Source organism: Streptomyces sp. NPDC001292 (assembly GCF_042896465.1).
Classification (GTDB): Bacteria; Actinomycetota; Actinomycetes; order Streptomycetales; family Streptomycetaceae; genus Streptomyces.
In genome coordinates, this window is record NZ_JBIAXG010000025.1 from 100,864 (window position 1) to 124,550 (window position 23,687).

General features: G+C 70.6%; 22 protein-coding genes and 2 pseudogenes. 8 read left to right on the forward strand and 16 right to left on the reverse strand.

Annotated elements, in window-relative coordinates:
* Positions 1 to 195: 195 nt before the first annotated feature.
* A complete protein-coding gene (fabI, locus tag ACFY4A_RS24820) occupies positions 196 to 1,032 on the reverse strand; it encodes an enoyl-ACP reductase FabI (protein ID WP_390831546.1) in 837 nt (278 codons plus the stop codon).
* 228 nt (positions 1,033 to 1,260) lie between these two features.
* Here fabI and ACFY4A_RS24825 point away from each other — a divergent pair, with 228 nt between their 5' ends.
* A complete protein-coding gene (locus ACFY4A_RS24825) occupies positions 1,261 to 1,656 on the forward strand; it encodes a hypothetical protein (RefSeq protein WP_390831548.1) in 396 nt (131 codons plus the stop codon).
* 1,074 nt (positions 1,657 to 2,730) lie between these two features.
* Here the strand turns inward: ACFY4A_RS24825 and ACFY4A_RS24830 are convergent.
* Positions 2,731 to 3,015, reverse strand: a pseudogene (locus ACFY4A_RS24830) (flavoprotein); the annotation flags it as partial.
* A gap of 101 nt (positions 3,016 to 3,116) precedes the next feature.
* Between ACFY4A_RS24830 and ACFY4A_RS24835 the strand changes: the two are divergent.
* The 4 genes from ACFY4A_RS24835 to ACFY4A_RS24850 all read left to right on the forward strand — a co-directional run bounded on the left by ACFY4A_RS24835 (position 3,117) and on the right by ACFY4A_RS24850 (position 7,101).
* Complete coding sequence (locus tag ACFY4A_RS24835; RefSeq protein ID WP_390831549.1) at positions 3,117 to 4,124, forward strand: DUF1259 domain-containing protein; 1,008 nt, start codon at positions 3,117 to 3,119, stop codon at positions 4,122 to 4,124.
* A 284-nt stretch (positions 4,125 to 4,408) separates the two neighbouring features.
* Complete coding sequence (locus ACFY4A_RS24840) at positions 4,409 to 5,026, forward strand: Chromate resistance protein ChrB (RefSeq protein WP_390831550.1); 618 nt, start codon at positions 4,409 to 4,411, stop codon at positions 5,024 to 5,026.
* A gap of 13 nt (positions 5,027 to 5,039) precedes the next feature.
* Positions 5,040 to 5,480 (forward strand): YkvA family protein, encoded by a 441-nt coding sequence (locus tag ACFY4A_RS24845; RefSeq protein WP_390831551.1) that lies wholly within the window; start codon positions 5,040 to 5,042, stop codon positions 5,478 to 5,480.
* Positions 5,481 to 6,516: 1,036 nt separating this feature from the next.
* Positions 6,517 to 7,101 (forward strand): TMEM165/GDT1 family protein, encoded by a 585-nt coding sequence (locus ACFY4A_RS24850; protein WP_390831552.1) that lies wholly within the window; start codon positions 6,517 to 6,519, stop codon positions 7,099 to 7,101.
* Positions 7,102 to 7,263: 162 nt separating this feature from the next.
* Here the strand turns inward: ACFY4A_RS24850 and ACFY4A_RS24855 are convergent, their stop codons facing one another.
* From ACFY4A_RS24855 to ACFY4A_RS24865, 3 genes are all read right to left on the reverse strand, one after another.
* Entirely contained in the window at positions 7,264 to 7,500 is a 237-nt protein-coding gene (locus tag ACFY4A_RS24855; RefSeq protein WP_390831553.1) for a hypothetical protein, read from the reverse strand.
* 899 nt (positions 7,501 to 8,399) lie between these two features.
* On the reverse strand, positions 8,400 to 8,795 hold the full coding sequence (locus ACFY4A_RS24860; protein WP_390831554.1) for a (2Fe-2S) ferredoxin domain-containing protein: 396 nt from the start codon (positions 8,793 to 8,795) through the stop codon (positions 8,400 to 8,402).
* Complete coding sequence (locus ACFY4A_RS24865; protein WP_390831555.1) at positions 8,792 to 10,774, reverse strand: heavy metal translocating P-type ATPase; 1,983 nt, start codon at positions 10,772 to 10,774, stop codon at positions 8,792 to 8,794. Before ACFY4A_RS24865 ends, ACFY4A_RS24860 begins: the two co-directional genes overlap by 4 nt.
* A 137-nt stretch (positions 10,775 to 10,911) precedes the next feature.
* On the opposite strand from ACFY4A_RS24865, the gene ACFY4A_RS24870 reads away from it, so the two are divergent.
* On the forward strand, positions 10,912 to 11,301 hold the full coding sequence (locus ACFY4A_RS24870) for an ArsR/SmtB family transcription factor (protein ID WP_390831556.1): 390 nt from the start codon (positions 10,912 to 10,914) through the stop codon (positions 11,299 to 11,301).
* A 19-nt stretch (positions 11,302 to 11,320) separates the two neighbouring features.
* Here ACFY4A_RS24870 and ACFY4A_RS24875 read toward each other — a convergent pair whose 3' ends face one another.
* Together ACFY4A_RS24875 and ACFY4A_RS24880 are read right to left on the reverse strand one after the other, a co-directional pair.
* Positions 11,321 to 12,562, reverse strand: a complete 1,242-nt coding sequence (locus ACFY4A_RS24875; protein WP_390831557.1) for an MDR family MFS transporter — start codon at positions 12,560 to 12,562, stop codon at positions 11,321 to 11,323.
* Positions 12,559 to 13,674: a PLP-dependent cysteine synthase family protein gene (locus ACFY4A_RS24880; protein ID WP_390831558.1), complete on the reverse strand. Its 1,116-nt coding sequence runs from the start codon at positions 13,672 to 13,674 to the stop codon at positions 12,559 to 12,561. Before ACFY4A_RS24880 ends, ACFY4A_RS24875 begins: the two co-directional genes overlap by 4 nt.
* Positions 13,675 to 13,853: 179 nt before the next feature.
* Between ACFY4A_RS24880 and ACFY4A_RS24885 the strand changes: the two genes are divergently transcribed.
* Positions 13,854 to 14,204: a hypothetical protein gene (locus ACFY4A_RS24885; protein WP_390831559.1), complete on the forward strand. Its 351-nt coding sequence runs from the start codon at positions 13,854 to 13,856 to the stop codon at positions 14,202 to 14,204.
* A gap of 367 nt (positions 14,205 to 14,571) precedes the next feature.
* Here the strand turns inward: ACFY4A_RS24885 and ACFY4A_RS24890 are convergent.
* The 9 genes and pseudogenes from ACFY4A_RS24890 to ACFY4A_RS24930 all read right to left on the reverse strand — a co-directional run bounded on the left by ACFY4A_RS24890 (position 14,572) and on the right by ACFY4A_RS24930 (position 23,005).
* Positions 14,572 to 14,829 (reverse strand): annotated as a pseudogene (locus ACFY4A_RS24890) (GlsB/YeaQ/YmgE family stress response membrane protein).
* Positions 14,830 to 14,865: 36 nt separating this feature from the next.
* Positions 14,866 to 15,786: an ion transporter gene (locus tag ACFY4A_RS24895; RefSeq protein WP_390831560.1), complete on the reverse strand. Its 921-nt coding sequence runs from the start codon at positions 15,784 to 15,786 to the stop codon at positions 14,866 to 14,868.
* A gap of 294 nt (positions 15,787 to 16,080) precedes the next feature.
* A complete protein-coding gene (locus ACFY4A_RS24900; RefSeq protein WP_390831561.1) occupies positions 16,081 to 17,100 on the reverse strand; it encodes a hemolysin family protein in 1,020 nt (339 codons plus the stop codon).
* Positions 17,097 to 18,431 (reverse strand): hemolysin family protein, encoded by a 1,335-nt coding sequence (locus ACFY4A_RS24905; RefSeq protein ID WP_390831562.1) that lies wholly within the window; start codon positions 18,429 to 18,431, stop codon positions 17,097 to 17,099. Before ACFY4A_RS24905 ends, ACFY4A_RS24900 begins: the two co-directional genes overlap by 4 nt.
* A gap of 988 nt (positions 18,432 to 19,419) precedes the next feature.
* The gene (locus ACFY4A_RS24910) at positions 19,420 to 19,581 is read right to left on the reverse strand and encodes a 4'-phosphopantetheinyl transferase superfamily protein (RefSeq protein ID WP_390831563.1); all 162 of its coding nucleotides are present in this window, start codon (positions 19,579 to 19,581) and stop codon (positions 19,420 to 19,422) included.
* Between the two features lie 161 nt (positions 19,582 to 19,742).
* Positions 19,743 to 19,958: a response regulator transcription factor gene (locus tag ACFY4A_RS24915; RefSeq protein ID WP_390831580.1), complete on the reverse strand. Its 216-nt coding sequence runs from the start codon at positions 19,956 to 19,958 to the stop codon at positions 19,743 to 19,745.
* 9 nt (positions 19,959 to 19,967) lie between these two features.
* A complete protein-coding gene (locus ACFY4A_RS24920; RefSeq protein ID WP_390831564.1) occupies positions 19,968 to 21,227 on the reverse strand; it encodes a sensor histidine kinase in 1,260 nt (419 codons plus the stop codon).
* A 55-nt stretch (positions 21,228 to 21,282) separates the two neighbouring features.
* On the reverse strand, positions 21,283 to 22,035 hold the full coding sequence (locus tag ACFY4A_RS24925) for an ABC transporter permease (RefSeq protein ID WP_390831565.1): 753 nt from the start codon (positions 22,033 to 22,035) through the stop codon (positions 21,283 to 21,285).
* A 1-nt stretch (position 22,036) separates the two neighbouring features.
* Complete coding sequence (locus ACFY4A_RS24930; RefSeq protein ID WP_390831566.1) at positions 22,037 to 23,005, reverse strand: ABC transporter ATP-binding protein; 969 nt, start codon at positions 23,003 to 23,005, stop codon at positions 22,037 to 22,039.
* Positions 23,006 to 23,444: 439 nt separating this feature from the next.
* On the opposite strand from ACFY4A_RS24930, the gene ACFY4A_RS24935 reads away from it, so the two are divergent.
* Positions 23,445 to 23,663, forward strand: a complete 219-nt coding sequence (locus ACFY4A_RS24935) for a hypothetical protein (protein ID WP_390831567.1) — start codon at positions 23,445 to 23,447, stop codon at positions 23,661 to 23,663.
* Positions 23,664 to 23,687: the final 24 nt, after the last annotated feature.

A 23,687-nucleotide genomic window follows, 5' to 3' on the forward strand; every position in this document is an offset into this window, starting at 1 on the left:
GATTTCTTCTCGCACCAATTCGCCTGGAACGGGATCTCCGGATTCCTCGGAGGCGGGTCCCGCATGCAATACCCATGCATCGGTGGTGATCACCTGTGTAGACCCCTCGGTGAGTTCGGAATCATGCACGCCGGGGCGTTCACGGTCCCTCGACGCGATGCCTGGAAAACTATGTTCGCGGGGTTCTGCCCGTCTTCAGTCGCCCTGATGAATTCGCCGGGTGCCACCAAAGGATGAGTGCTCATCCTTTGGTGGGAGCGGAGGGGCACCGACCGCATGCGCCCCTCCGTCGGCGTGCACGATCTCGCCCGTGACGGCGGGCATCCAGTCGGACAGCAGGGCGCAGACCACCCGCGCGACCGGCTCGGTGTCGGCCAGGTCCCAGCCCAGCGGTGCACGATGCGGCCATGGACCGCTCACGGCCTCCGCCCCGGGTATGCCCCTTGCCGCAACGGTGTGCAGCGGGCCGGCCGCGACCAGGTTGACCCGGGTGCCGCGGCCTCCCAGATCACGTGCCAAATAGCGGCAGCAGCTCTCCAGCGCCGACTTGGCGACGCCCATCCAGTCGTACGCGGGCCAGGCGACGCTCCCGTCGAAGTCCAGCCCGACCAGCGAGCCGCCGCCCGCCCCGGCCAACAGGTCGCCGAAGCCCCGGCCGACGGCGACGAAGGAGTACGCCGAGACGTGCAACGCCGTCGCGGCGTCCGCCCACGGGGCAGCCAGGAAGCCCCCGCCGAGGGTGTGCTGCGGCGCGAAGGCCACCGCGTGCAGCACACCGTCCACCCGGCCCCAGCGGATGTCGAGGGCCTGCGCGACGGCGGCGATGTGGTCCTCACGCGTCACATCGAGTTCCAGCACCTCGGGCGGGTGCGGCAGCCGCCCGGCCATCCGCTCGGTCAGCCGCAGCCCGCGCCCGAAGCCGGTCAGCACGAGTTCCGCGCCCTGCTCCTGGGCCAGCCGCGCCACCCGCCACGCGATCGACGACTCGGTCAGCACGCCCGTGATGAGCAGGCGCTTGTTCTCCAGCAGCATGGGTCCGCTCTCCTGACTCGTCCGGCCCCCGGGCTCTCCCCGGCACTCGCCATCACTCCGTGACCCTTCACAATTCACGTGCTGGAGCGGACTGAATACGACCGCACGGCCTCATTCTTTCGGAGGGGACTGGGCAGCCTCCCGCCCGCATGATTCGCCACCATTGATGAGGACGTCGAAAGGAGATCCGGATACCGTTCTCGAACCGACGCCTCCTCTGGAGATGCCATGCCGAAGATCAAGTATCTTTCTCCCGAATACCTGGCGGAGCTGGAAAACCGCGGGAGCAGAATGCCCGAGAAGCCCGGGCTGAACGTGGAGATTCAGCACGTCATCAGGGAGACACCGGAAGGCGGCGACATCGAGTACTACTTCCGGATACGCGACGGCCGGCTGGTGGAGGCCAGGCGCGGGACACTGCAACAGCCCATGTGCTCACTGCGCATGGCGTACCGGACGAGCGTCAAACTGACCACGGGCGAGATCAAGCCGCTCGTCGGGCTCATCACCGGCAAGATCCGCCCGGGTGGCGACGTGGCCCGCCTGCGCTCGATGTTGCCGTCGTTGCAGTCCCCGGAGTTCGAGGCCCTCACGGACGAGGTGCATCGGATGACGGAGTACTGACCCGCCCGGGATCGCCTGAGCGGACGTGACCGCCTGGTCCCCGGGAATGCTCGAGAGGCCTGTTGCTTCACACGTCGGGACGACAGGATTTGAACCTGCGACCCCTTGACCCCCAGGAGTGAGAGCCATAGGAACTACCTGCACATATCAGGCCGAACTAGGGTGCAGGACGTGCGTCCCCGCGCGTGCTGTTCAGGGTCGCGAGCATCGTGCCTCAAATGGTCCCCAGGGCAGTGGTGACAGCGTGGTATCTGTCTGCCGTAGACCAGCTGATGCCGGACGGCTCATCGAGCCATGCTCGGATGTCGGCGACGGCCGAACCCTGACCCTCTGACGGCGGGCGAGCTCTAGTTCTAGAGGGATCAAGTCGGTTGCCTGGAGGGATCTTTGCCCCTCCAGGCACCTCGGGCTCGAAGCCACTGTCCGGGAACGCCCAGCAACCACCCGCCATAATTCACCCTGAATCGGCGTGACTCCCGGACCAGCCACGGACCAGTCGGAGCCTCGCCGCTTCCCCAGGGATCGATTCAGGGAAGGATCCAGCAGGTGGCGTAGCACTCACCAACCGGCACTCCCACACCGCAGGGCAGGCCCTGCCCGTAGTTTCCGACGTCGCCCCTGATCGGCATCCGTGACGGCGTCGTCTTCCAGGCACACGCCGATAAAGCAGTCAGCTGCCCGCCCGACGGGGCGCACGGGCCCGGTGTCCCGACCGGCTCGTGGAGCACATCGCCCTGCGGGAAGGCACCGGCGATGACACGCCGAAACGGTGTGGGCGCCGAGCCCATCACCGACCAGGAGTACAACGGCCCCACACGCAATGAGTAACCGTCGGCCAGAAGTTGGACCATCGGCCGGGCTGGCGGGCTGCAGAGACCGTTACGTCGACTTCTCGCGCGCGTGGGCGATCGTCCTGGTGGTGCTCGGCCACCGGCTGATCACCGGCTTGGTCAGGGAGAACGACGGACGGATCACCGCGCTTGAGGTGTTGGCGACCGTTCCTTGGACCCAGTGGCTGACCCTGGGCTTTCAGATCACGCCGCTGTTGCTCGCACCGCCGACCGGCCAGGGCGTTCACCGGGCGGGTTCGCAGCCTTGGTCGCCCGTGTGCAGCTGGTGCGGCTCGTGGCTACCGATCAGGGCTCCCATCCCTCGCAGCTGCTCCAAGCTTTCCCGGTAGGCGGGTGGGCGGCTAGGGCCGCGTTCAGGTACGGCAGCACGGCGGTGGGGATGCCCCTCCCCGTACGCCTCGCACAGGATGCCCAGGGCGAGGGCGTGGGGAATGCCGGCGACCCACTTGCTGACCGTGTTGAAGGTGGCTGGAGCCACCGCGGTCGCGTCAGCGGCCCAGTGAGGTCGGTGCGAATCACCGGTTCACTCGAACGCCACACCCATACGGACTCCTTGCAGTCGAATGATTACTTTTAGCGAGAGATGGCTCTCGATACAGAGGAGGTCCGATGCCTCGCAGATGGCACTCATCGAACCCCGGCGCGCTGGCACTGGCCCTGCTGACAACGTCCACGCTGATCTTGGTCGGCTCCAGCCTCATGGGAGCGTCGGCCACCGTAGAGGCCCCACGTACCGTCATATCCGGGGGAGGCACAGATCCCACCTCACAGGCCGCCGCTCCGCTGTCCACCAAGGAATCCGACTGGAAGCCGGTCGCCGACGCTCTCGGCCGTACCGGATCGCTGATGGGCGGGACCGTCTACCACGTCGCGCTGCCCCGCACGGACCTCAAAGTCACCAGCAAGGGCGTGCCGATCAAAGCGGGTCTCTCGCTCGGCGGTTACGCGAACTTCGCCAAGTACCGCGACGGCGCCATGGTGATGGGCGACCTTGTGGTCACCGAGGACGAACTGCAAAGGGTCACGGACGCCCTGCAGAAGGCCGGCATCGAGCAGACAGGACTCCACAAGCACCTCTTGCAGCAGTCCCCCGCCATCTGGTGGACCCACATCCACGGGATGGGCGACCCCGTCACCCTCGCCCGCGGCGTCAAAGAGGCCCTCACGGCCACGAGCCTCCCGGCCGCGTCACCGACAAAGCCGACCCAGCCACGCATCGACCTGGACACCACCGCCATCAACAGCGCCGTGGGCCGCCAGGGCACCGCCGACGGCGGCATCTACAAGTTCTCCATCCCCCGCCGGGACACCGTCACCGACGGCCGGCACATCCTGCCCCCGCCCCTGGGCATCACCACCTCGGTCAACTTCCAGCCCCTCGGCAACCGCAAGGCCGCGATCAACGGCGACTTCGTCATGACCGCCGACGAGGTGAACAAAGTCATCCGCGCCCTGCGGCGCGGCGGCATCGACATCGTCGAAATCCACAACCACATGCTGAACGACCAACCACGCCTGTTCTACCTGCACTTCTGGGCCAACGGCGACGGCACACGCCTCGCCAAGGCCATCCGCCCAGCACTCGACGTCACCAACCTCGCGCAACCCACCATCTAACGCATCAGTCCTGAGCAGCCTCGTCAGTACAACCACTGATAGATGTCCACGAGCCAGGCGGGAAGTGCGGCCAGCAAGCACACCAAGCCGACCGTACGGCGGGCAGGTGGGCGCTCAGCGGGCCCACCCCCCAGGGCGACGCGGCAGCCAGAGTGAACACCCCGGAGCCGGTGTCCTGCCGGCTGACCGGGAAAACGGCCACGGGGTCGTCGGTTATGGACACGCCCGGACCCTTCCACGGATCCGCGTGCTCATGGTTTCATGGCGAATGTTACGGTCGTTACATGACAGAGACGACGGGGGACCGGGAGCGGTTCCTGCTGGTGTCGGTGAGCACCGCGGACGCGCCTGCGGCGACGAGGGTGCGCGTATGGCGGAAGCTGCGCTCGCTGGGGGCGCTGTATCTGCAGCAGTCGGTGTGTCTGCTGCCCGACCGTGATGCGGTCCGCCGTCAGGTGGCGCGGCTGCTCGCCTCGGTACGCGCCGATGGCGGCACCGCGCGGCAGTTGGCGGTGGACATCGCAGACGAGGCGGAGTACGGGCAGCTGGTGGCGGAGTTCAACGCGGAACGCGACGCCGAGTACGGCGAGGTCGTCGAGCGTGCCCCGGAGCTGCTGAAGGAGCTTCAGATGGAGACGGCTCGCGGCAACGCCACCTACGCGGAGGTGGAGGAGTCCGAGGCGGACCTGGAGCGGTTCGACAAGTGGCTCGCCAAGATCGACGCCCGGGACCACTTCGGCGCGCCCGGTGGTGCGGCGGCGCGGGAGGCAGTGGAGCGGTGCCGCGCAGCGCTGGCAGCGTTCGAGGACGCGGCGATCGCCGCGCAAGCCGGCACCCACCCGGCCGTCGAGTCCGACGAGAGCGTGCTGCCGGCCTCGGCCAAGCTGCGCGCCGTCGAGTAGGAGGGGCCGTTACATGTGGTGGGACATACTCATCGCGACCGGCGCGGGCGTGCTCGCCGCCTGGGTGGCACTGCTGATCGCACTGCTGCTGATCCGCCCCAGGGGCGCGCTGCTCTCCGAGGCCGTGCGCCTTCTGCCGGACCTGGTGCGCCTGCTGCGGCGCCTGGCCGCCGACAAGACCCTCCCCAAGGGTGTGCGGGTGCGGCTCGGGCTGTTGATGGTCTACCTGGTGCTGCCGATCGACCTCATCCCCGACTTCCTGCCGGTCATCGGCCACGCGGACGACGCCATCATCGTCGCGTTCACCCTGCGCTCCGTCGTACGGCGCGCGGGGATCGAGGCGGTGCGGGCTCACTGGCCCGGCACCGAGGAGGGCTTCTGTGCCCTCGCGCGCCTGACCGGACTGAACCGCGCCGCCGACAACTCTGCGCTGCTCTCCGACTCGCAGCCGTAGGCCGGCACATCGCCCCCCGGCCGCCGGGCGTCGTCATGCGCTTGACGATGCGAGGCTTCTTGGGCCCGGTCCGGCTCGTGGCCGCCACGGTTCCCGCGTGTCTGTGCTGATCGAGTGCACGAGACCCTCCAGAGCTCCATGTTACGGGTGTAACATCCGCATCGGCTGCGGGGCCGCCTCCCCCGTCGGCTCCGCAGCCACCCTCGACCGGCGCCCCACACCCGGACGGACCCGGACCGCACTGACGGCGACCCGGCCCGTCGCCGAAGCCCGTGCCGTCGCCCGCGCGTTACGAACCGAAGCACAGGCCGCCTTCGAACACACCCTGCCCCGCCACGCCCAGGAGACCGTCCAACTCGCAGTCAGCGAACCGCTCACCAACTCCTGCCGCCGCGCACCAGGCCGCTGCCTGCTCACCTGGCCCCCAACGCCTCACACCGTGGAAGCGTCTGGTACACCTCCCGGACCGCCCGCCCTGCGCCACGGTGATGCAGAGCGCGGAGGGCAGTATGGAATGGAGATCGTCAGCGCGCTCTGTGACCGCATCGACACGTATCGAACCGTTCGGCAAACGGGTCCACGCCACCGTTCGTCCAGTCGGCCGACCGTCGGGCGGAATCCGGCATGGCCTCCGTACCCCCACCACGCTCTGCGGATGGTCGTGCCGACGGCAGGCAACAGGAGGTCGACCAGTCTTCCGGCGGATTCCGATCAGGGCCTGCCCCCACAGGGCCGCGCGGGCAGCGGGTGACAGGCGGCACAAGTACCCGCCTTACATTCCCTTTGCTGATCATTTAGCATTGGAGCAGCGAAGGGGAGTAGTCCCGCAATACCGCTGGTCGACACGCTGGACAGGGCACTGTCCCGGCCACCGGGCCTCGGCAACTGCCGTGGTGGACGAGACCTTCGGCCAACGCATGACCTACGCCTGCACCGACCGTGCGGGCGGCTCCGTCGTGCCGGGCCGAGAAGGTTCCCCGTCGCCCGCCTGGGTGCCGTACGAGCCCGCGGCCCGGCCCCAGCAGAAAGCACTCCGATGTCCTTCGACCCCCTGGCGATCATCACCGCCTTCGGGCTGATCTTCCTCGCCGAACTCCCCGACAAGACGATGTTCGCCTCACTGGCCATGGGCACCCGCATGCGGCCCCTGTACGTGTGGTTCGGCACCTCCACCGCATTCATCGTCCACGTCGCCATCGCCGTCGGCGCCGGCAGCCTCCTCGGCCTCCTGCCTGACCTGGCCGTCAAACTCGTCTCGGCCGCCCTGTTCGCCTTCGGCGCCTTCGTGCTCCTGCGCAGCGGGAGCGACGACGAGGACGACGAAGCCGGCACCAAGACCGTCACCGGCTTCTGGCCCGTCTACACCACCGCCTTCATGGCCGTCTTCATCAGCGAATGGGGCGACCTCACTCAGATCACCACCGCCAACCTCGCCGCCACGGGCGGCTGGCTCCCCACCGCCATCGGCTCCGCCGCCGCCCTGATGTCCGTCTCCGCTCTCGCCCTCCTCGTCGGCCGGTTCATCGCCAAGCGCGTACCCCTGAAGACCGTGCAGCGCATCGGCGGCGCCTGCATGGCCGCACTGGCCATCTGGACCCTCGTCGAAGCCTTCACCGGCTGACCCGACCAACCGGTGACCAACCAGGACACGCGGTGCGGCCCCGACGGCGGGCGGAGACCTACGCGCCTGGACGGGGAAGCGGGACCGCACGCCTACTGATCTTCTACGGCAAGGGGGCGCGCCCGTGATGAGCGCGCCCCTTGGGTTCAGCGGCGACCGCTACTAGCGCACGATGATCACGATGGGGCCACCGTCGAACCGGTGGTCGAAGCGGTGATGGAAGCGGAACCCGTCGTGGTCGAAGTCGAAGCGGTGATGGAAGCGGAACCCGTCGTGGTCGAAGTCGTGATCGAAGCGGAACCCGCCGTGGTCGAAGTCGTCATCGAAGCGGAACCCGCCGTGGTCGAAGCAGCGCCAGTCGTCGCCGAAGCACCGGCTGGTGGTCACATGGGTGTGCACGGCTGGGGCTGCTGCTGCGGCCGTGCCGGCCGCGCCGGTTGCGGCGCCGCCGGCCATCAAAATGGCGGCTGACGTCGCGACAAGACGCCCAGCGCCTTTTACTCGCATGGTGAATGCACTCTTCCTTCTGCCGCGTCGGCCCGTGTGGCCGGGCCGGCGCGGTCTTGGCGGCACGAAATGGATGACCGCGGCCGCAAGGGATCGGCACGGTCATGGGCGTCGCCCCGCGCGTTCGAGGAGCACGTCTCGCATCCAGGATCCCCGCTGCACGGGAACCAGCCGACCAGGGACGTATCCCAGGCTGCAGCCGTACCTCGGTTACGTAAGCGGCGCCGTTTTGGATTGCCGTTTTTGGCGGAAACCGTGTGACACGGCCTGCCGGAATGCGAGCCGGTGCCTCGCACCGGCGCCCACGGCTCGCTTCCGCGGCCGGGACGCGAGCCTTGTCTCGTGCCGTCCGTGCCACAACGGGCCAAGCTCGGCGACGGGTTCAGCGATCACCCCACCTGACAGGCCGTTGATCCTTACCTGACAGGCCGGTGATCCTTCGGTCGCTGTGATCGCTGCACGAGTCGCGTTCGGCGCTACAAGACCATGAACGACGATCAAGAACTCGACGGCTCACCGCCTACCGCGCACGAACTCGGCAGCACCGCCTACCGCGCACGAGTTCGGCAGCACAAGAAGGGGAACACCATGCGAACCTGCACCCGGCCGGCACGGGCGGTCGACGAGCAGCGGCCGAGGTGGGTCACGCTGACGCGTACTGCTGGTCCTTGATGTCGTGACATCGCACGGTAGGCACCGGCGTGGATGCGCGGCACATTCGCCGTTCGAGAAGTGGACGAACGGTCCGGGATTCGCGTGGAAAGACTCGTTCGCTGACGAACGGACGGATCTCAGTCCTCCACAGCCCGCCGCACGCGCCGGGACGGACCGAACTGGTACAGGTCGAGGATGTCCGGCGGCTCGGCGAGCCCCGGACCGCCGGCCCGCACCCACGCCACGATGTCGGCCGTCGCGTCGGGGTCGTTGCCCAGCCCGAGCCAGACCGGCCGCCCACCCGCGGCGCGCCCCGCCGAGGACGGCTGTACGACGATGACGTTGGCCTGCTCGCAGGCGTCGAGGCAGTTCACCGCCCGGACCTGGGCGACCGCGCCCAGCGCGGCCTTCAGCGTGGCGAGTTGGGCCGCGTGGTCGGCACCGGGAATCTTGGCCGTACCGCAGCAGCAGCCCCGGCACACGGTCACCGTGCACCGGGGCGCCGCCTGGGCGGGAGCCTTGCGGCGGCTCACTCGGCGGCCCGCTTCCAGGCCGCCTCGCGCAGCAGCCGCAGTCCGTTGAGGCCGACGATGACGGTGGAGCCCTCGTGGCCCGCGACGCCCAGCGGCAGAGGCAGGTGGCCGACCAGGTCCCAGACGACCAGGCCGGCGATGAAGACTCCGGCGATGACGAGGTTCTGGACGACCAGGCTGCGGGCCCGGCGGGACAGGCAGACCACGGTGGGGACGGTGGCGAGTTCGTCGCGGACGATGACCGCGTCGGCGGTCTCCAGAGCCAGGTCGGAGCCCGCCCGGCCCATGGCGACGCCGGTGTGGGCGGCGGCCAGCGCAGGTGCGTCGTTGACGCCGTCGCCGACCACCATCGTCTTGCGGCCGGCGGCTTCCAGTTCCCTGACCGCGTTCACCTTGTGCTCGGGCAGCAGCCCGGCCCGTACGTCCTCGATGCCGACCTCGGCGGCGAGGTGGGCGGCTGCGCGCGGGTTGTCGCCGGTCAGCAGCAGGGGCGGCGTCCCCGTCAGGGAGGTCAGCGCCGCGACGGCCGCGGCGGCGTCGGAGCGCAGCCGGTCGGCGATGCCGAGCATGCCCACTGGCGCTCCGTCCACCGTGACCAGCACTGCCGTCCGGCCTCCGTCCTCCAGCTCACCGGCGAGCACCTCGGCCTGCGCCGAGTTGCTGTCTGCGGACTCGCCCAGCAGCCGGGCCGGGGCTCCGACCTCGACCACGCGCCCCTCGACGGTGGCCCTCACGCCGACACCGGGGGTGGAGGCGAAGTCCTCCGCCACCGGCAGGGCGAGCCCGCGCTCACGCGCCGCTGCCACGACGGCCCGCCCCAGCGGATGCTCGCTCGGGTGCTCCGCGGCAGCCGCGAGGATCAGCAACTGGCCCGCGTCGAGCCCGGAACCGGACACCGGACGGATGTCGGTCACCCGCGGGGTGCCCTCGGTCAGCGTGCCGGTCTTGTCGAACGCCACCGCGTCGACCTGTCCCAGCCGTTCCATCACCACCGCCGACTTCACCAGCACACCGCGCCGCCCGGCGTTGGCCATGGCCGACAGCAGGGGCGGCATGGTGGCCAGCACGACCGCGCACGGCGAGGCGACGATCATGAAGGTCATGGCCCGCAGCAGCGAGTCGGTGAGGTTCGCGCCGAAGGCGAGCGGCACCAGGAACACGGCGAGGGTCGCCGCCACCATGCCCAGGGAGTAACGCTGTTCGACCTTCTCGATGAAGAGCTGGGTGGGCGCCTTGGTCCGGGACGCCTCCTCCACCATGCGCACGATGCGGGCGATCACCGTGTCGGAGGCGTCGCGCTCGACCCGAACCCTCAGCGCACCGGTGCCGTTGAGGGTGCCGGCGAAGACCTCGTCGCCCTTCTCCTTGGCCACGGGCAGCGGTTCACCCGTGATGGTCGCCTGGTCCACGTCACTGGCCCCGTCGAGCACTCGGCCGTCGACGCCGATGCGTTCACCGGGCCGTACGAGGATGGTGTCGCCGCCGGTGAGCGCCTCGACCGCGACGGTCTCCTCACCGCCGTCGGCGTCGACGCGGGTGGCGGTGGGCGGAGCCAGATCGAGCAGCCCGCGCACGGAGTCGGCCGTGCGGGCGGTGGCCAGCGCCTCCAGAGCACCGGAGGTGGCGAAAATGACGATCAGCAGCGCGCCGTCCATCACCTGCCCGATGGCCGCCGCGCCGAGGGCGGCCACGACCATGAGCAGATCGACGTCGAGGGTCTTCTCCCGCAGCGTCCGCAGACCCGCCCAGCCCGGCTCCCAGCCACCGGCCGCGTAGGTCAGCGCGTACAGCGGGCCCCACGCCCATGCCGGGGCGCCGGTCAGCTGCAGCGGCAGCGCGAGCAGGAAGAAGACGGTGGCCACAGCTGCCCAGCGCGCCTCGGGGAGCGCGAAGACCCGGGTACGGCGACCGGGCGCACCACCGTCGTGGGGAAGCGCGGCGCGGTCGGCGGCCGTGGCGGGCGCGAGTGTGGAGGTCATCGGTGCGGAGGTCCCCTTCGCGACGGCATGACGTGATCGCGGACAGCCGGAACGCCGGCGCCGCTACCTTCCACCGTACAGGACCACATGAAGAGCCGTTCATGTGTTCATGGGTTCCGCTCCGTAGGATGAAAGCCATGGGCCACAGAGCTGACGCCAAAACCACCGCCACCGCGCGCGAGCGCCTCGAAACCGTCGGCGCCACCGACGTCGCCGCCACCCTCCAGGCCCTGGCCACCCCCTCCCGGTTGCGGATCCTGGCCCGCCTGCAGGAAGGCCCGTGCGCGGCGACCGAGCTGGCCGACGCCGTCGGTATGGAGCAGTCGGCCTGCTCCCATCAGCTGCGCCTGCTGCGCAACCTTGGGCTGGTGACGGGCGAGCGCCGGGGCCGGTCGGTCGTCTACGCGCTGTACGACAACCACGTCGCCGAGCTGCTGGAGCAGGCCCTCTACCACGTAGAGCACCTGCGCCTCGGCCTGCGCGACGCCCCGGCCGAGGCTCCGGCCACGGTGGCCGGAGCCCTCTGAGCCGAGCGGTCGCCTCGCCTCATCCCGGTACGGCAACCGGCCTCGCCACGAGGTACCCGGCATGGTGCAGCCGCAGCACCAGCCCCGCGCAGACAAGGCCCGTGGCGGCCAGCGCCGCCCACGGCAGCCACCGCACACCGGTGTCGAAGAGCGCGCCGACTGCCAGGTTGCCGAGGGAGACGGCGACACCGGAAGCCGTGTTGTAGGCGCCGTAGTACGTGGCCACCAGCCGGTCACCGGAGAGCCGTACGACGGTGTCCATCTCGAAGGGATAGAGCAGCGCCCCGCCCCAGGACAGCAACGCGGCGCACAGCGTCAGCGCACCCACTCCGGCCACAGCCTCGTACGGCCGGGGCAGCAGCGGCAGGAACGCCGCTCCCATCAGCACCAGCCCGTACACGATCGCCCGCGGACCGGACAGGTTTCGCTTCGCCCACGCGGTCAGCTTCAGCTGCCCTGACAGCGCGGCCAGCGCCGAGACGGCGAAGACCGCGCCGGTCACCAGCCCGGTGTGCGCGCCGAAGAGTTCGCGGGCGCGCAGTGGAAGGGCGAGGTAGACCTGGAAGGCCAGGATGTACGAGCCGCTCATCGCGGCGGCGAAGAGGAGGAACGGCCGGTTGGCCGCGACGGTGCGCCAGTCGGCGGCCACGGCCCGCCAGGCGGGTTCCGCACTGCGGCCGGCCGGCGGACGGGCGGGCAGGGCGCGGACCTGCAGGGCGGCCAGTGCGCCGAAGATGAGCGCCGCGACCGCGCACACCACGCCGAAGTCCCAGGTCAGCAGGGCGAGTCCGGCGAGCGGGCCGACGAGGATGCCCGCCTGGTAGAAGACGTTGAAGGCGGCGAACGCCTCGACACGCCGGTCCTCACCGGCGTCCGCCGCCAGATACGCGCGTACGGCCGGGTTGAACAGCGCGCCCGCCAGACCGGTCAGCCCTGAGGCCAGGACCAGCACCGGCAGGCTGCCGGCCACCGCGAGCAGCCCGAAGGCGACGGTCCGCAGCGCGCACCCCGCCAGGATCATCGGCTTGCAGCCGTAGCGGTCGGCGAGCGTGCCGCCGACGAGGAACATGCCCTGCTGGGACAGGTTGCGCACGCCCAGCACCAGGCCGACGGCCCAGGCCGCCAGTCCGAGGCCGTGGGCGAGGTGGTCGGCCAGGTAGGGCATGAGCATGTAGAAGCCGAGGTTGATGGCGAACTGGTTGACCATCAGCAGCCGCGCGGGGCGGTCGAAGGAGGCCACCTGGGCCCGCAACCGCCTCATCGGACACCCGCCTTCGCCGTCTCGCGGCCCAGCGGATCGCGGACCTGACTGCACCGCGTCCAGGAGGTCACCACGCACGCGTCCGGCTCGGCGATCTCGTCCGGCTCCGACGGTGGCTCCTGACCGAGGATCCCGTGCTCCTGGCACCAGAAGTCGTTGTAGACCGTGTCCAGGTAGCGGTGCGGGCCATCCGGGAAGATCGCGGCGATCCGGGTGCCGGCGGACAGCGTACGCGCGGCCCACCCGGCCACCAGCGCGACCGCTCCCACGCTCCAGCCACCGGAGACGTGGTACCGGCGGGCGAGCCTGCGGCAGGCCCACACCGCCTCGGCCGGGGCCACCCAGTGGACCTCGGCGAACGCGTCGTAGTCCACATTCGACGGATGGATGCTGGAGCCCAGTCCCCGCATGAGACGAGGGCCCGCGGGCTGCCCGAAGATCGTGGAGCCGACCGCGTCCACCCCGATCAGCCGTAGCCCGGGGAACCACTCGCGCAGTCCCGCCGCAACACCGGCCGAGTGGCCTCCCGTGCCCACCGCGGCCACCACGGCGTCGACGCGGCCGAGCTGGGCGAAGAGCTCCGCGGCCAGCGGCTGGTACGCGGCCCTGTTGTCGGGGTTGTGGTATTGGTCCGGGCAGTACGCGCCCGGGGTCAGGGCCAGCAGTTCACCGACACGGTCGCGGCGGGCCCGCTGCCAGCCGCCCTCCGGATGTGGGACCGAAACCTGCTCGACGTGCGCGCCCAGCGCCGTGAGCAGCCGGACCATGGAGGGTTCCATGCCGGGGTCGGTGACCACGGTGACCGGGTGACCGTACGTGAGTCCGGCCAGGGCGAGCCCCAGGCCGAGGGTGCCGCTGGAGGACTCGACGACGGGCGCGCCCGGCGCGAGCTCCCCGCGCCGTCGCGCTTCACGGACCATGTGCAGGCCGGGGCGGTCCTTGATGCCGCCGGGGTTCGCTCCCTCCAGCTTGGCGTAGAAACCGCGGCCGGGAGGCGCGAAGGGTTCGTCGATCCACAGGACGGGGGTGTTGCCCACCAACTGCGCGGGGCGGTGGGCGGTCGCGGACAGCGGGGCGTGCGCCCCGCGGTATGTGAGCAGGGGGACGTACATGGGCGTGCGGCTCCTTCGCACCCGGTTCCTGCCTCGGTGGGTGCGGTCGTTGCGGTTCATGGGCGCGCGGGCACGCCTCGGTCACCGTGTCAGGGCGAGGTCGGGCGTGCGGACGGCGCCTAGACGCGCCAGACGCAGTGGAGCGTGAGGGTGCCACGGCTGTCCGAGGCACGCGGGACATGAAGCTGACCGGCCCAGGCGGCGTACGCGGCCGTGGCACCCGCCACCGGGGAGGTTGCGGCATCCGCACCGATGCGACCGGACCCGAGGTCGACGGTGGCATCGGCGGAGGCCCTGGGCCGGTCCGCCGCGTGCTCGATGTGATCGTCGGCCTCGTCGTGGTGCCCTGGGGCGTGGTCATCGCTCTCGTGTCCGTGCCCCGGAGCCGAGCCGAGACCGTGGCCGGTCCCGGCTTCCTGGTGAGCGACGGCAGCGGCTCCGGACCCGATCGGCAGATGAGGGCCGCCGTACGAGGAGCCATGCACGGTGCCCGCCAGATGGGCGAGAACCAGCAGGGCAAGCCCCAGTAGCAGGCCGACGTGACCCGACCGCCCTGGGATCCTTGCCCCGACTCGCCTACCTATCACATACGGAGCGTAAGTCAATGATTGCGCTCTGTCGCGGCAGGGCCCTGGTGTCCACAGCGGTGAGGGCATGGCCGAGCGCCAGGAGGACGGCGGCGCCGAGCACGATCACGTGATCGATCCGGACACTGATGGTCGACGACGAAGCCCTGGTCCGCGCGGCTTCACCGCCCTCCTCAACGCGGCGACCGCACCCAGGTCACTGCCGGATTCCTGTTCAAGGGCATCGGGACTACCTCGTCTCCGCAGCGCAATCGGAGTCGCAGGAGGTGACCGTCGTCCCTGCCGACACCAGCCGGGCTGAGCGCCGGTGTCAGCGGCGGGCCTTGGTGCGGTCCAGCGCGACCACGCCCGGAGCCGCCGGGCCGACCTGGATGGACAGCTAGGTCCAGTCGACGCCTTTGGTGTCGGCGACGTCGAACGCGGCCCCGATGGCCATGCCCACGAGCGCGGCGGCGATGCCGACAAGGATCGTCCACAGCCTGCCGATGCGCTGACGGCCCGGGACGAGGAGTCGGCCCAGGGCACCGATGACGAGGCCGATCACGACGGCGCTGATGATGCCGGGGATCCGCGTGGCAGCCTCTCGTCGCCAGGCCCCTTCATGTCAGGTCCGCCTCGAGGCGAAAGGAGCGCTCTCCTCCGTCGTGCGCACGGGGGGCGCGGAGAGGCGTTCCAGGCTTTCTTCCAGTTCGTCCAGGGCTCGTCGCGCCGCGGCGATGCCGTCGCGCACCTCTCGTTCCGGGGCGTTCACGGCCGCAGTGATTGCCGAGCCGGGCTCGTCCTCCTCGCGTTCCAGCTCGCGGGCCTCCTCCAGCGAGGTGATGACGACGCCGACGAGGACGTTGACCAGAATGAAGGAGGCGAGCAGGACGTAGGTGGCGTAGTAGAAAATGCTCCAGCGGGAGATCTCCAGGCCCGCGCGGACCGCGTCGCCGAGGCCGTCCATGGTCGTCAGGAGGAAGAGGGTGAGGACGGCGCGGCCGATGGAGCCGTAGTGCTCGGGGTCGTCGGCGGCGAAGAAGACCCAGCCGACCATCCCGTAGACGTACAGCAGCAGCGCGCCCACCAGCAGGAAGCTCACCGTGCCGGGGAGGCTGCGGGCCACCGCAACGAGCACGATGCGCAGTTGGGGCAGGAAGCGAGCCGCGCGCAGTACGCGGGCGAGGCGCAGCAGCCGCAGCACAGTGACGTTCTCGCGTACGACCGGCAGGAAGGAGCACAGGACCACGGCGGCGTCGAAGAGGTTCCACCGATCGCGGAAGAAGTCCCGGGGGCGGTCTGCATGGGCGACGGCACGAAGGAGTATCTCGACCGTGAACACGGCGAGGAAGCCGTGCTCGATCAGCTTCAGCTCGTCGTGCCAGCGGTGGACCGCCCCCGGGTAGGTCTCCACGCCGAGGATGACGGCGTTGGTGATGATGACCGCGAAGACGCAGATGGCGAACCAGCGGGCCTCGGTCACGGCGCGGCAGCGAGAGGCCGCGGCCTGGCAAGGGGTTAAGCGCGTGGTGCCGTCGTGCGTCATCGGGTTGTTCCCAGTTTCCTCAGCGGCATGTCCCGCGTGTCCCTGCCGGATGTGGATCTTAGTGAATATGCGCGCCAGCGCGGTGTCGGGGCGTGACCTCCGGCCCGACACCGGCAGGTTGCGCATGGGACCCGTGGCTGGGCAAGAGGATCACCGCACTGCGGCGAAGGCAGGCGCGTGACAACGCCGTCCCTTACGAGCGCCCTGAATCCATCGCGAGGTTCACGGGTCCGCCTGATCCGTCCCCGTGGCGGCCGCCGGACGGGGACGGATCAGAGTGCCCGGGGGGTTCCGTCACGCCGCCTGTGGGTGCAGGAGGCGAGCCAGTAGGTCGTCCAGCGTGACCAGACCGGTGAGCCGCCCGCTGTCGTCGCATACGACGGCGATGGAGGCGCGGCGTCGGCGCAGCTGTTCGATGGCGTGGCCGACTGTGTCCCGGGCCGCCAACTCCGGTACGGGCCGAGCGAGTTCCCGAGCGATCGCAGCGCGGCCTCGACCACGGGCGATCAGGGCGTCGCGGGCATGGACCGAGCCGACGACCAGCGGACCGTCGAACACCAGCAGGCGGTTGCGGTTGTGCTCAGCCGCGGTGGCCAGGATGGTGCCGAGGTCGGCCTCGGCCGGCACCGAGGTGATCCCGGTGACCGGGGTCTGGAGATCGCCCACCGGAGTCAGCGGCTCGGTGAGGGAGTTGGTGATCAGGTCGGAGTCGTCCTTGCTGATCAGGCCCAGCCGCTCGGACTCCTCCACGAGGTGGGTGAGCTGCTCGCGATTGTGCACCGAGGCAAGTTCGTCGCGCGGGGTGACCCGGCACAGGCGGACCAGGCCGTTGCTCATTTTGTTCAGCACCCGGATCAGCGGGCGTACGGCCGCCACCACGCCCCGGAAGGGCGGGGACAACAGCATCGCGGAGCGCTCGGGGTGGGCAATGGCCCACGACTTGGGCGCCATCTCGCCGACCACCATGTGCAGGAACACCACCACGACCATGGCCACGGCGAACGCCACACCATAGCTGAGCGCGCTCGGCAGGCCCAGCTTGTGCAGCAGCGGGTCGAGTTCGTGCGAGATCGCGGGCTTGGACACGGAGCCCAGGCCCAGCGTGCACACGGTGATGCCGAGCTGGGCGCCCGCGAGCATCAGCGACAGCTCACGCATCCCGGCGAGCGCCGCCCTGGCGCCGCGCTGCCCCTCCGCCGCGGCCTTCTCCATGCGGTGCCGCTTGGCGGCGACCAGCGCGAACTCGGCGGCCACGAAGAACCCGCTGCCGATCAGCAGCAGGACGGTGACGAGGAGCGCCATCGGGAAACTCACGCCTGCTCCTCCTCACGTTCCACCACGGCCACCCGCTCCAGGCGCACCCGCTCCGGCACGTGCCGGTCGAGGGTGCGTACGTCGACCCGTACGCGGCCTCCGTCGGGCAGCTCCACGGTGAGCCGGTCGCCGACGGCCGGGAAGCGGCCCAGCTGGTCCACGAGCAGGCCGGCCACGGTGTCGTAGTCCTCCTCCTCGGGCAGCTCGATGCCGGTCGCTTCGGCCACCTCGTCCAGGCGCCGCCCGGCGTCCACCAGCCATCCCTCGCCGTCCGCGACCGCGATCTCGGTGACGGTGTCGGACTCGTCGGCGATGTCGCCGACCAGTTCCTCGGCGATGTCCTCGTACGTCACGATGCCCGCCACACCGCCGTGCTCGTCGAGGACTACGGCGAACTCGTCGCCCCGCTCCCGCATCTGCTCCACGGCACCCGGCAACGGCAGGGTGTCGGGCAGCAACAGGGGGCGGCGGGCGAGCGCGCCCGCCGTGGTGCCACTGAGCCGGTCGTCGGGCAGCCCCATCAGCTCCCGTACGCCGAGCACACCCGCGACATCGTCCGGGTGATCGCCGAGGACCGGGTAATTGGAGTGGCCATGCTTGGCGATCAGGTCGACCGCCTCGGCGGCGGTGGCGTCCTTGCGGACGAAGACCGCGTCGGCTCGCGGCACCATCACCTCGTCCAGCGTCCGGTCGGAGAACTCCAGGGCGTGGTCGAGCAGCTCCGAGGTCTCGCGCGGCAGCTGACCCTGCTCGTGCGACTCGCCGATCAGGTGGCCCAGCTCCTCCAGGGTGGCGCCGTGGTGCAGTTCCTCCACGGGCTCGATGCCGACCTTGCGCAGCAGCTTGTTCGCCGCCCCGTCGAAGATGCGCACCACCGGGCCGACGACCTTCAGATACGCCAGTGTGGAGGCGGCCAGTGACTTCGCCAGCCGCTCCGGGACGGCAATGGCGAGGTTCTTCGGGGCCAGCTCGCCCAGCACCATCTGCACGACCGTGGCCAGCAGGAAGGCGAGCACGACCGCGATCCCGCCCACGGCTGCGTCGGGGATGCCGACACCGGACAGCGCGGGCCTGAGCAGCGCGGACACGGACGGCTCAGCGATGAATCCGACGACCAGACCGGTCACGGTGATGCCCAGCTGGGCACCGGAGAGCATGAACGACAGCCGCTCCAGTACCTTCAGGGCGCGGGCGGCCTTGTCGTCCCCGGCCTCGGCTTCACGGGCGAGGGCGAGCCGGTCGGCGGAAACGTACGCGAACTCCTGGGCGACGAAGTAGCCGGTGCCGGCGGTCAGGACGAGAACGGCCAGCAGGCCGAGCGCGGCACTCAACGAACACCGCCCCGCCGCGTGCCGTGCTCAGGAAAAGCCTGGCGGGATGGTCGGGGACTGTGCCCCGGGGGGTCCGTCGATCTGGCGGACAAGATCGGTACTCCTCTGATAGCGGTGGGAACAGAAAAACGATTCTGGCCACATCCGGGTTCCCAGCGTATCCGGGGACCGTGCGACCACGGGGTCCGGGACCCGTCCGGCGTGAGCAGTGGTGCCGGCCTCGGGAGGTAGGTCGTGGAGCGGACCGGGTCGGCGTTCCTGACCGGCTTCGACCCGGTCTGTGGCGGTCGGTGGGCACAAGCGCCTCGGGTGAGCCGCTGTGGCCGTGGCAGCGCTCGCCGGCTGTGCTCTCGCGGCAGGGGGTGTGGCGCACGGGACGCGGCCCGGGAAGCCCGGCGCGGCTCCCCCACCCGGCGTTTGCCGCCGCTTCGCCCGGGATCAATGTTCCTCCAGTGGCCGGCCATCGCCGTTGTCGGCTTCGGCGCGAGCGGAGGTGGCGTACTCCCGTGGTCGTTGGTGCCGAACTGGAGCTGGTCACGAGCATCCTCCCGTCGCTTCCCGCCGGCGGCGGCCCCGCCAAACTCGCCGACTCGGTGGAATTCCTGGAGTTCCAGCTCGCCCAGGGCTTCACGACGTTCGTGGTGCACCCCCGGCCAGTTCGTCGAGAAGGTCGGGGAGATCCCGGCGTTCGCCCGGCAGCTGCGCCAACTGGTCGGCCGGTCCGCCTCCTGACCGGTCGCGGGCCCGGCCGCCGGGCGGGCCCGCGCGAGAAACGGCCCGTCAGCTCTCCCCGGGGGGACATCACCAGCACCGCCGTGGCCACATGCCCGGCTCCGATGCCTCCTCGGACCTGCCAGCGGCCCGCGAAGTGCCGGATCCTCCCGCCCACGACCGGGCCGGGGACGCGGAGAGTCCCGGTGAAGGTCCCCCTGTCCGGATCGGGCGCGGTGGCGCACTCGTGGAAGTCCAGCCGGCGAGCGGTGAGCGGCTACCACGCCTTGTAGACGCTCTCCTTGACGCTGAAGACCAGCCGGTCCCAGGCGATGTCCGGGCGTCGCTCCGCGAGCCGGTGGACGGTGGTTCGCTCCTCGGGAAGCAGCACGCTCTGCGCGACGCCGTCGGGAAGCGGGTCGTTCGGCTCGGCGTCCACGCCGATTGAGCTGACCGACGAGCGGCGCGCCACGGCCGCGGCGCGATGGTCGTCGCAGTGCGTCGTGCTCCAGACGATCCCGTCGGACCACACCGGGGGCCCGGCCCTGCCCCGTCGGAATCGGTGTCGTAGGTGGTCAGGACCAGCACCCGGCAGCGCAGTCAGAGCCGTGCCGGCTCGGCGATGGCCGCCACGCCGCTGCCGCCCGGCATCCGCAGGTCCATCAGCACGACGTCGGGGTCGAGGCGCGCGGCGAGCGCCACCCCCTGCGGGCCGTCGGACGCGTCGCCCAGCACCTCGAAGTCCGGGGAGGTGGCGAACATGCCGCGCAGACCGTCCCGCACCACGGGATGGTCGTCGACGAGCAGCAGGGTGATGGGGCGGGATCACGAGTCATCGCGCACCAACGGTACCCGCGCCGACACAGCCGTACCGCCGCCCGGCTCGGTCTCGATCTCCACCGTGCCTGCCACGCGCGCGGCGCGCAGGCGCATGCCGTCCAGGCCGAAGCCGCCGCTCGTGGAGCGCGGCAGCCGGCTGCCGGGATCGAAGCCGCAGCCGTCGTCGCGGACGTCCAGGGCCACCTCGTCGTCCAGGTAGGACAGGGTCACGGCGACGCGGTGGGCGTCGGCGTGTTTCGCCGCGTTGCCCAGCGCCTCCTCGGTGATGCGGAGCAAGGTTGCCTCGATCTCCTTGTGCAGTGGTTCGACGGTGCCGGTGACGACGAGTTCCAAGTGTGCCCTCGACAGGGCCTGCCAGCGGTCCACGGTCTCCTTGAGCGCCTCGGGCAGCCTGCGGTGCTCCAGCGACCCGGGGGCCAGGTTGTGCACCGAGCGCCGTGCCTCGCCGAGGCTGTACCGCGCCAGTGCGGCGGCGCGCTCGACGTGGGCTCGCGCGGTGGTCCCGTCGGTGCTGTCGACGGCTGCCTGGAGCTGGGTGATGATGCCGGCCAGTCCCTGTGCCAGGGTGTCGTGAATCTCCGCGGCGAGCCGGCGGCGCTCGTCGGTGACGCCCGCTTCCCGGGCCTGCACCAGCAGTTGGGCCTGGAGTGTGGCGTTCTCGGCCAGCGCCTGTTCCAGCCGGGAGTTGCTCAGCTCCAGCGCCTCGATGGTGGCCTTCTGCTGCCGGTGCCGCTCCGCCTCCTGGTCGCTGAGCCGGTCGAGGACCAGGGCGAGTGCGGTGTGCAGCGCGAACAGCGCGAGGAAGACGGTCAGTTGCAGGGTGCTGCCGGGTGCCGGGCCGTCGGGCACGGTGGACTGGGATGCGGCGAGCGTCGCCGCGATCGCGAGCAGGCCCCAGCGCCGCTGGCGGCGGGGCAGTTGCCGGGCCGCGTCGAAGTAGCCCATCACCGCGTAGATCGAGAAGAACGGGTTGAGCCAGCTCAGCGCGGCGGCCAGCACCGTACGCACCACGAAGTGGACGACCCGGCGCGGGTCCGGCTCGGGCAGCCGCCGCAGGGCGCCGTCCCAGGCCAGCTGCCAGCCCAGGGCGACCGCGGCGAGCACGGCGGCCGTGTAGGTCTCCGCCGCGCTCATCAGCACCCGGGACGTGGCGAACGCGACGAACGCGCCGCCGCCGAGGAGGGCGTACGGACCCCAGCGCAGGAACCCCTGCCAGCCCAGTCCCGTCTGCGGTGCGTCCGTCATGCGATCAGCTTTCCCCTGGTTCCCGGCGCCACGTCGATTCTTCCGTTCCCATCTGCTATTCCCAGCGGAACCAGCGGGCCGCCGTGGCCATCAAGACGACACCCCACAGTCCAAGGGCGGCCAGGTGGTCCCAGGCCGGCCAGTTGCCGGTGGCGGCCTCGCTCAGGGCCTGGGCGGTGGCGCCGAACGGGGTGAGTTCCACGATCTGCCGCACGGCGTCGGGCAGCACCTGGACCGGCACGTAGATGCCGGCCGCGAACATCGCGGGGAAGAAGACCGACATGCCGATGGCCGTGGCCGCCTTGGCCGTCCTGGCGACCGAGGTGATCACCGCGCCCATCGCGAGCGACGCCACCGCCGCGAGCGCCAGTGTCACCGCGTAGGCGAGCGGGTTCTGCGGCAGGGCGACGTCGTAGACGAGGTTGCCCAGGGCCAGGACGAGCAGCGCGGCGAGCAGGGCGGCCGCCAGGTGCAGCACCATCTGCGCGACCAGCAGGTCGGCCGGGCGGGCCGGGGTGGTGCGCATCCGGCGCAGGATGCCGCGCTCGCGGTATCCGGTCAGGGCGGCCGGCATGGCCTGCAGACTCGCCGTGATCAGCGCGACCAGCACCGTGCTCGGGACGTAGACGTCGATGGCCCGCAGACCGCCGAGGTCGGCGTCGGGCTTGCGGTAGCCGGGGATCAGGCCGAAGGCGGTGAGCAGCAGGGGCGGGAAGACCAGCACCCAGAAGAGGGTGCCGGGCTCGCGGGTGAACAGCCGGGTCTCGGTCTTCAGCACCCTGCCGGACGCGGGGGTGAAAACGGGCATCTCAGTGTCCTCCTCGAACGGCGTCGGCATCGGCGGGCTCGGCGGTGTCGGCAGGCCCGGCGGGCGTGTCCGCGGTCCTGGCGGTCAGGCCCAGGAAGGCGTCGTCCAAGGTGGCGTCCACCACCCGCAGTTCCGCGGCGGTGATGCCGTTGCGGGCCAGCATGGTGATCACGGCGTTGACGGTGTCGTCGGTGCCGTTGATGACCAGCCGTGAGCCCTGCCGGTTCACGGACACCGCGCCGGGCAGCGTGTCCAGCTCCGCGTCGGGCAACGGCCGAGAAGGGCGGAAGGAGATCACCGTCGGGCTGTCCGACCGGCTGATCAGCCCCGCGGGGGAGTCCAGCGCCACCACCTTGCCGCGGTCGATCACCGCGACCCGGTCGCACAGGTGCTCGGCCTCCTCCATGAAGTGGGTGACCAGCAGGACGGTGACGCCCGAGTCCCGGACGCCCTCGATCAGCTTCCAGGTGTCGCGGCGGGCCCGCGGGTCGAGCGCCGTGGTCAGCTCGTCCAACACGACGATCCGCGGCCGGCCCACCAGGGCGAGGGCGATGAACAGCCGCTGCTTCCAGCCGCCGGACAGCTTCCCGAACGGCCGGTTCAGCATGGTGTCGAGGCCGAGCTGCTCGGCGATCGGCCGCCAGTCCGCCGGCTCGGGATAGAACGCCCGGTACAGCTCCAGCGCCTCACGCACGGTGAGCTTCGCCTGCAGCTCGCTCTCCTGGAGCTGCACGCCGAGGATCCGGGTCAGCTCGCGGTGGTGGCGCACCGGATCGAGCCCGGCGACCCGGATGGTCCCGGCGTCGGGAACGCGCAGCCCCTCGACGCACTCGACGGCCGTGGTCTTCCCCGCCCCGTTGGGGCCGAGGATCCCGAAGATCTCGCCCTCCTCCACGGTGAAGTCCACGCCGTCCACGACGGCCCTGCCTCCGTAGGACTTGCGCAGTCCTTCGACTTCGACGATCGACATGGACACCAGCTTCCTGTCCACCGCGCACGGCCGCCATCGGCCATCGCGCTCCTCCTGGCATCCATCGATCGGTTGATGCGGGCGCCGTCCGGCGGCCCCTGAGGCCGCCTCACCGCCCGGGCCTGCTGGATCAGCGACCCCTGCCTGCCCTCGCACCCGTCGGCCACAGGTCCGGCCGGGTCCCGTCGCGCGTCCGACAGGCGCTTGAGAACGAGGAGACCGGCGACGGTGCCCTGCTGACCGGCCCGGAGGCGATCGACGTCGCCTTCGGGCCGCCGGGCACAGCCCTCCGGCCTGCGCAAGAACCCGTTTTCGGTCTTTCCTGCCATGCCCGCCCGGGCCGCACCCTTCCCCGTCGCCGTACACCTCTATGCTTCTACTCGTTCGTAGAAGGCCCGAGCACATGTTGGCCCCGCGCGGACCTTTGGAGACTGCACACATGGCTTCGATCGACCCGGACGAGGTGCTGGACAAGGCATGGGCGGACAAGAGCCTGCTTGAGATCCCGGCGACCCCGGTTGGAGCGCTGAAGGGGGTCTCGGACCGTGACGGCGAGCTGCTTCAGGAGGCGTTCGGGGCCAAGGCCCTCGCGGACTTGGCCGAGTTGAAGTACGTCCGCGGGGCGCAGGCGCTGGCCTCTCTCGACGCGGCCTGGTAACCGGCCCGCGAACTGCCGTGGCGC

Bases quoted from the DNA above. Each gene is read 5' to 3' on its own strand.
- fabI (WP_390831546.1), bottom strand. From the start codon at position 1,032: ATGCTGCTGGAGAACAAGCGCCTGCTCATCACGGGCGTGCTGACCGAG.
- ACFY4A_RS24825 (WP_390831548.1), top strand. From the start codon at position 1,261: ATGCCGAAGATCAAGTATCTTTCTCCCGAATACCTGGCGGAGCTGGAA.
- ACFY4A_RS24835 (WP_390831549.1), top strand. From the start codon at position 3,117: ATGCCTCGCAGATGGCACTCATCGAACCCCGGCGCGCTGGCACTGGCC.
- ACFY4A_RS24840 (WP_390831550.1), top strand. From the start codon at position 4,409: ATGACAGAGACGACGGGGGACCGGGAGCGGTTCCTGCTGGTGTCGGTG.
- ACFY4A_RS24845 (WP_390831551.1), top strand. From the start codon at position 5,040: ATGTGGTGGGACATACTCATCGCGACCGGCGCGGGCGTGCTCGCCGCC.
- ACFY4A_RS24850 (WP_390831552.1), top strand. From the start codon at position 6,517: ATGTCCTTCGACCCCCTGGCGATCATCACCGCCTTCGGGCTGATCTTC.
- ACFY4A_RS24865 (WP_390831555.1), bottom strand. From the start codon at position 10,774: ATGACCTCCACACTCGCGCCCGCCACGGCCGCCGACCGCGCCGCGCTT.
- ACFY4A_RS24870 (WP_390831556.1), top strand. From the start codon at position 10,912: ATGGGCCACAGAGCTGACGCCAAAACCACCGCCACCGCGCGCGAGCGC.
- ACFY4A_RS24875 (WP_390831557.1), bottom strand. From the start codon at position 12,562: ATGAGGCGGTTGCGGGCCCAGGTGGCCTCCTTCGACCGCCCCGCGCGG.
- ACFY4A_RS24880 (WP_390831558.1), bottom strand. From the start codon at position 13,674: ATGTACGTCCCCCTGCTCACATACCGCGGGGCGCACGCCCCGCTGTCC.
- ACFY4A_RS24885 (WP_390831559.1), top strand. From the start codon at position 13,854: ATGAAGCTGACCGGCCCAGGCGGCGTACGCGGCCGTGGCACCCGCCAC.
- ACFY4A_RS24895 (WP_390831560.1), bottom strand. From the start codon at position 15,786: ATGACGCACGACGGCACCACGCGCTTAACCCCTTGCCAGGCCGCGGCC.
- ACFY4A_RS24920 (WP_390831564.1), bottom strand. From the start codon at position 21,227: ATGACGGACGCACCGCAGACGGGACTGGGCTGGCAGGGGTTCCTGCGC.
- ACFY4A_RS24925 (WP_390831565.1), bottom strand. From the start codon at position 22,035: ATGCCCGTTTTCACCCCCGCGTCCGGCAGGGTGCTGAAGACCGAGACC.
- ACFY4A_RS24930 (WP_390831566.1), bottom strand. From the start codon at position 23,005: ATGTCGATCGTCGAAGTCGAAGGACTGCGCAAGTCCTACGGAGGCAGG.
- ACFY4A_RS24935 (WP_390831567.1), top strand. From the start codon at position 23,445: ATGGCTTCGATCGACCCGGACGAGGTGCTGGACAAGGCATGGGCGGAC.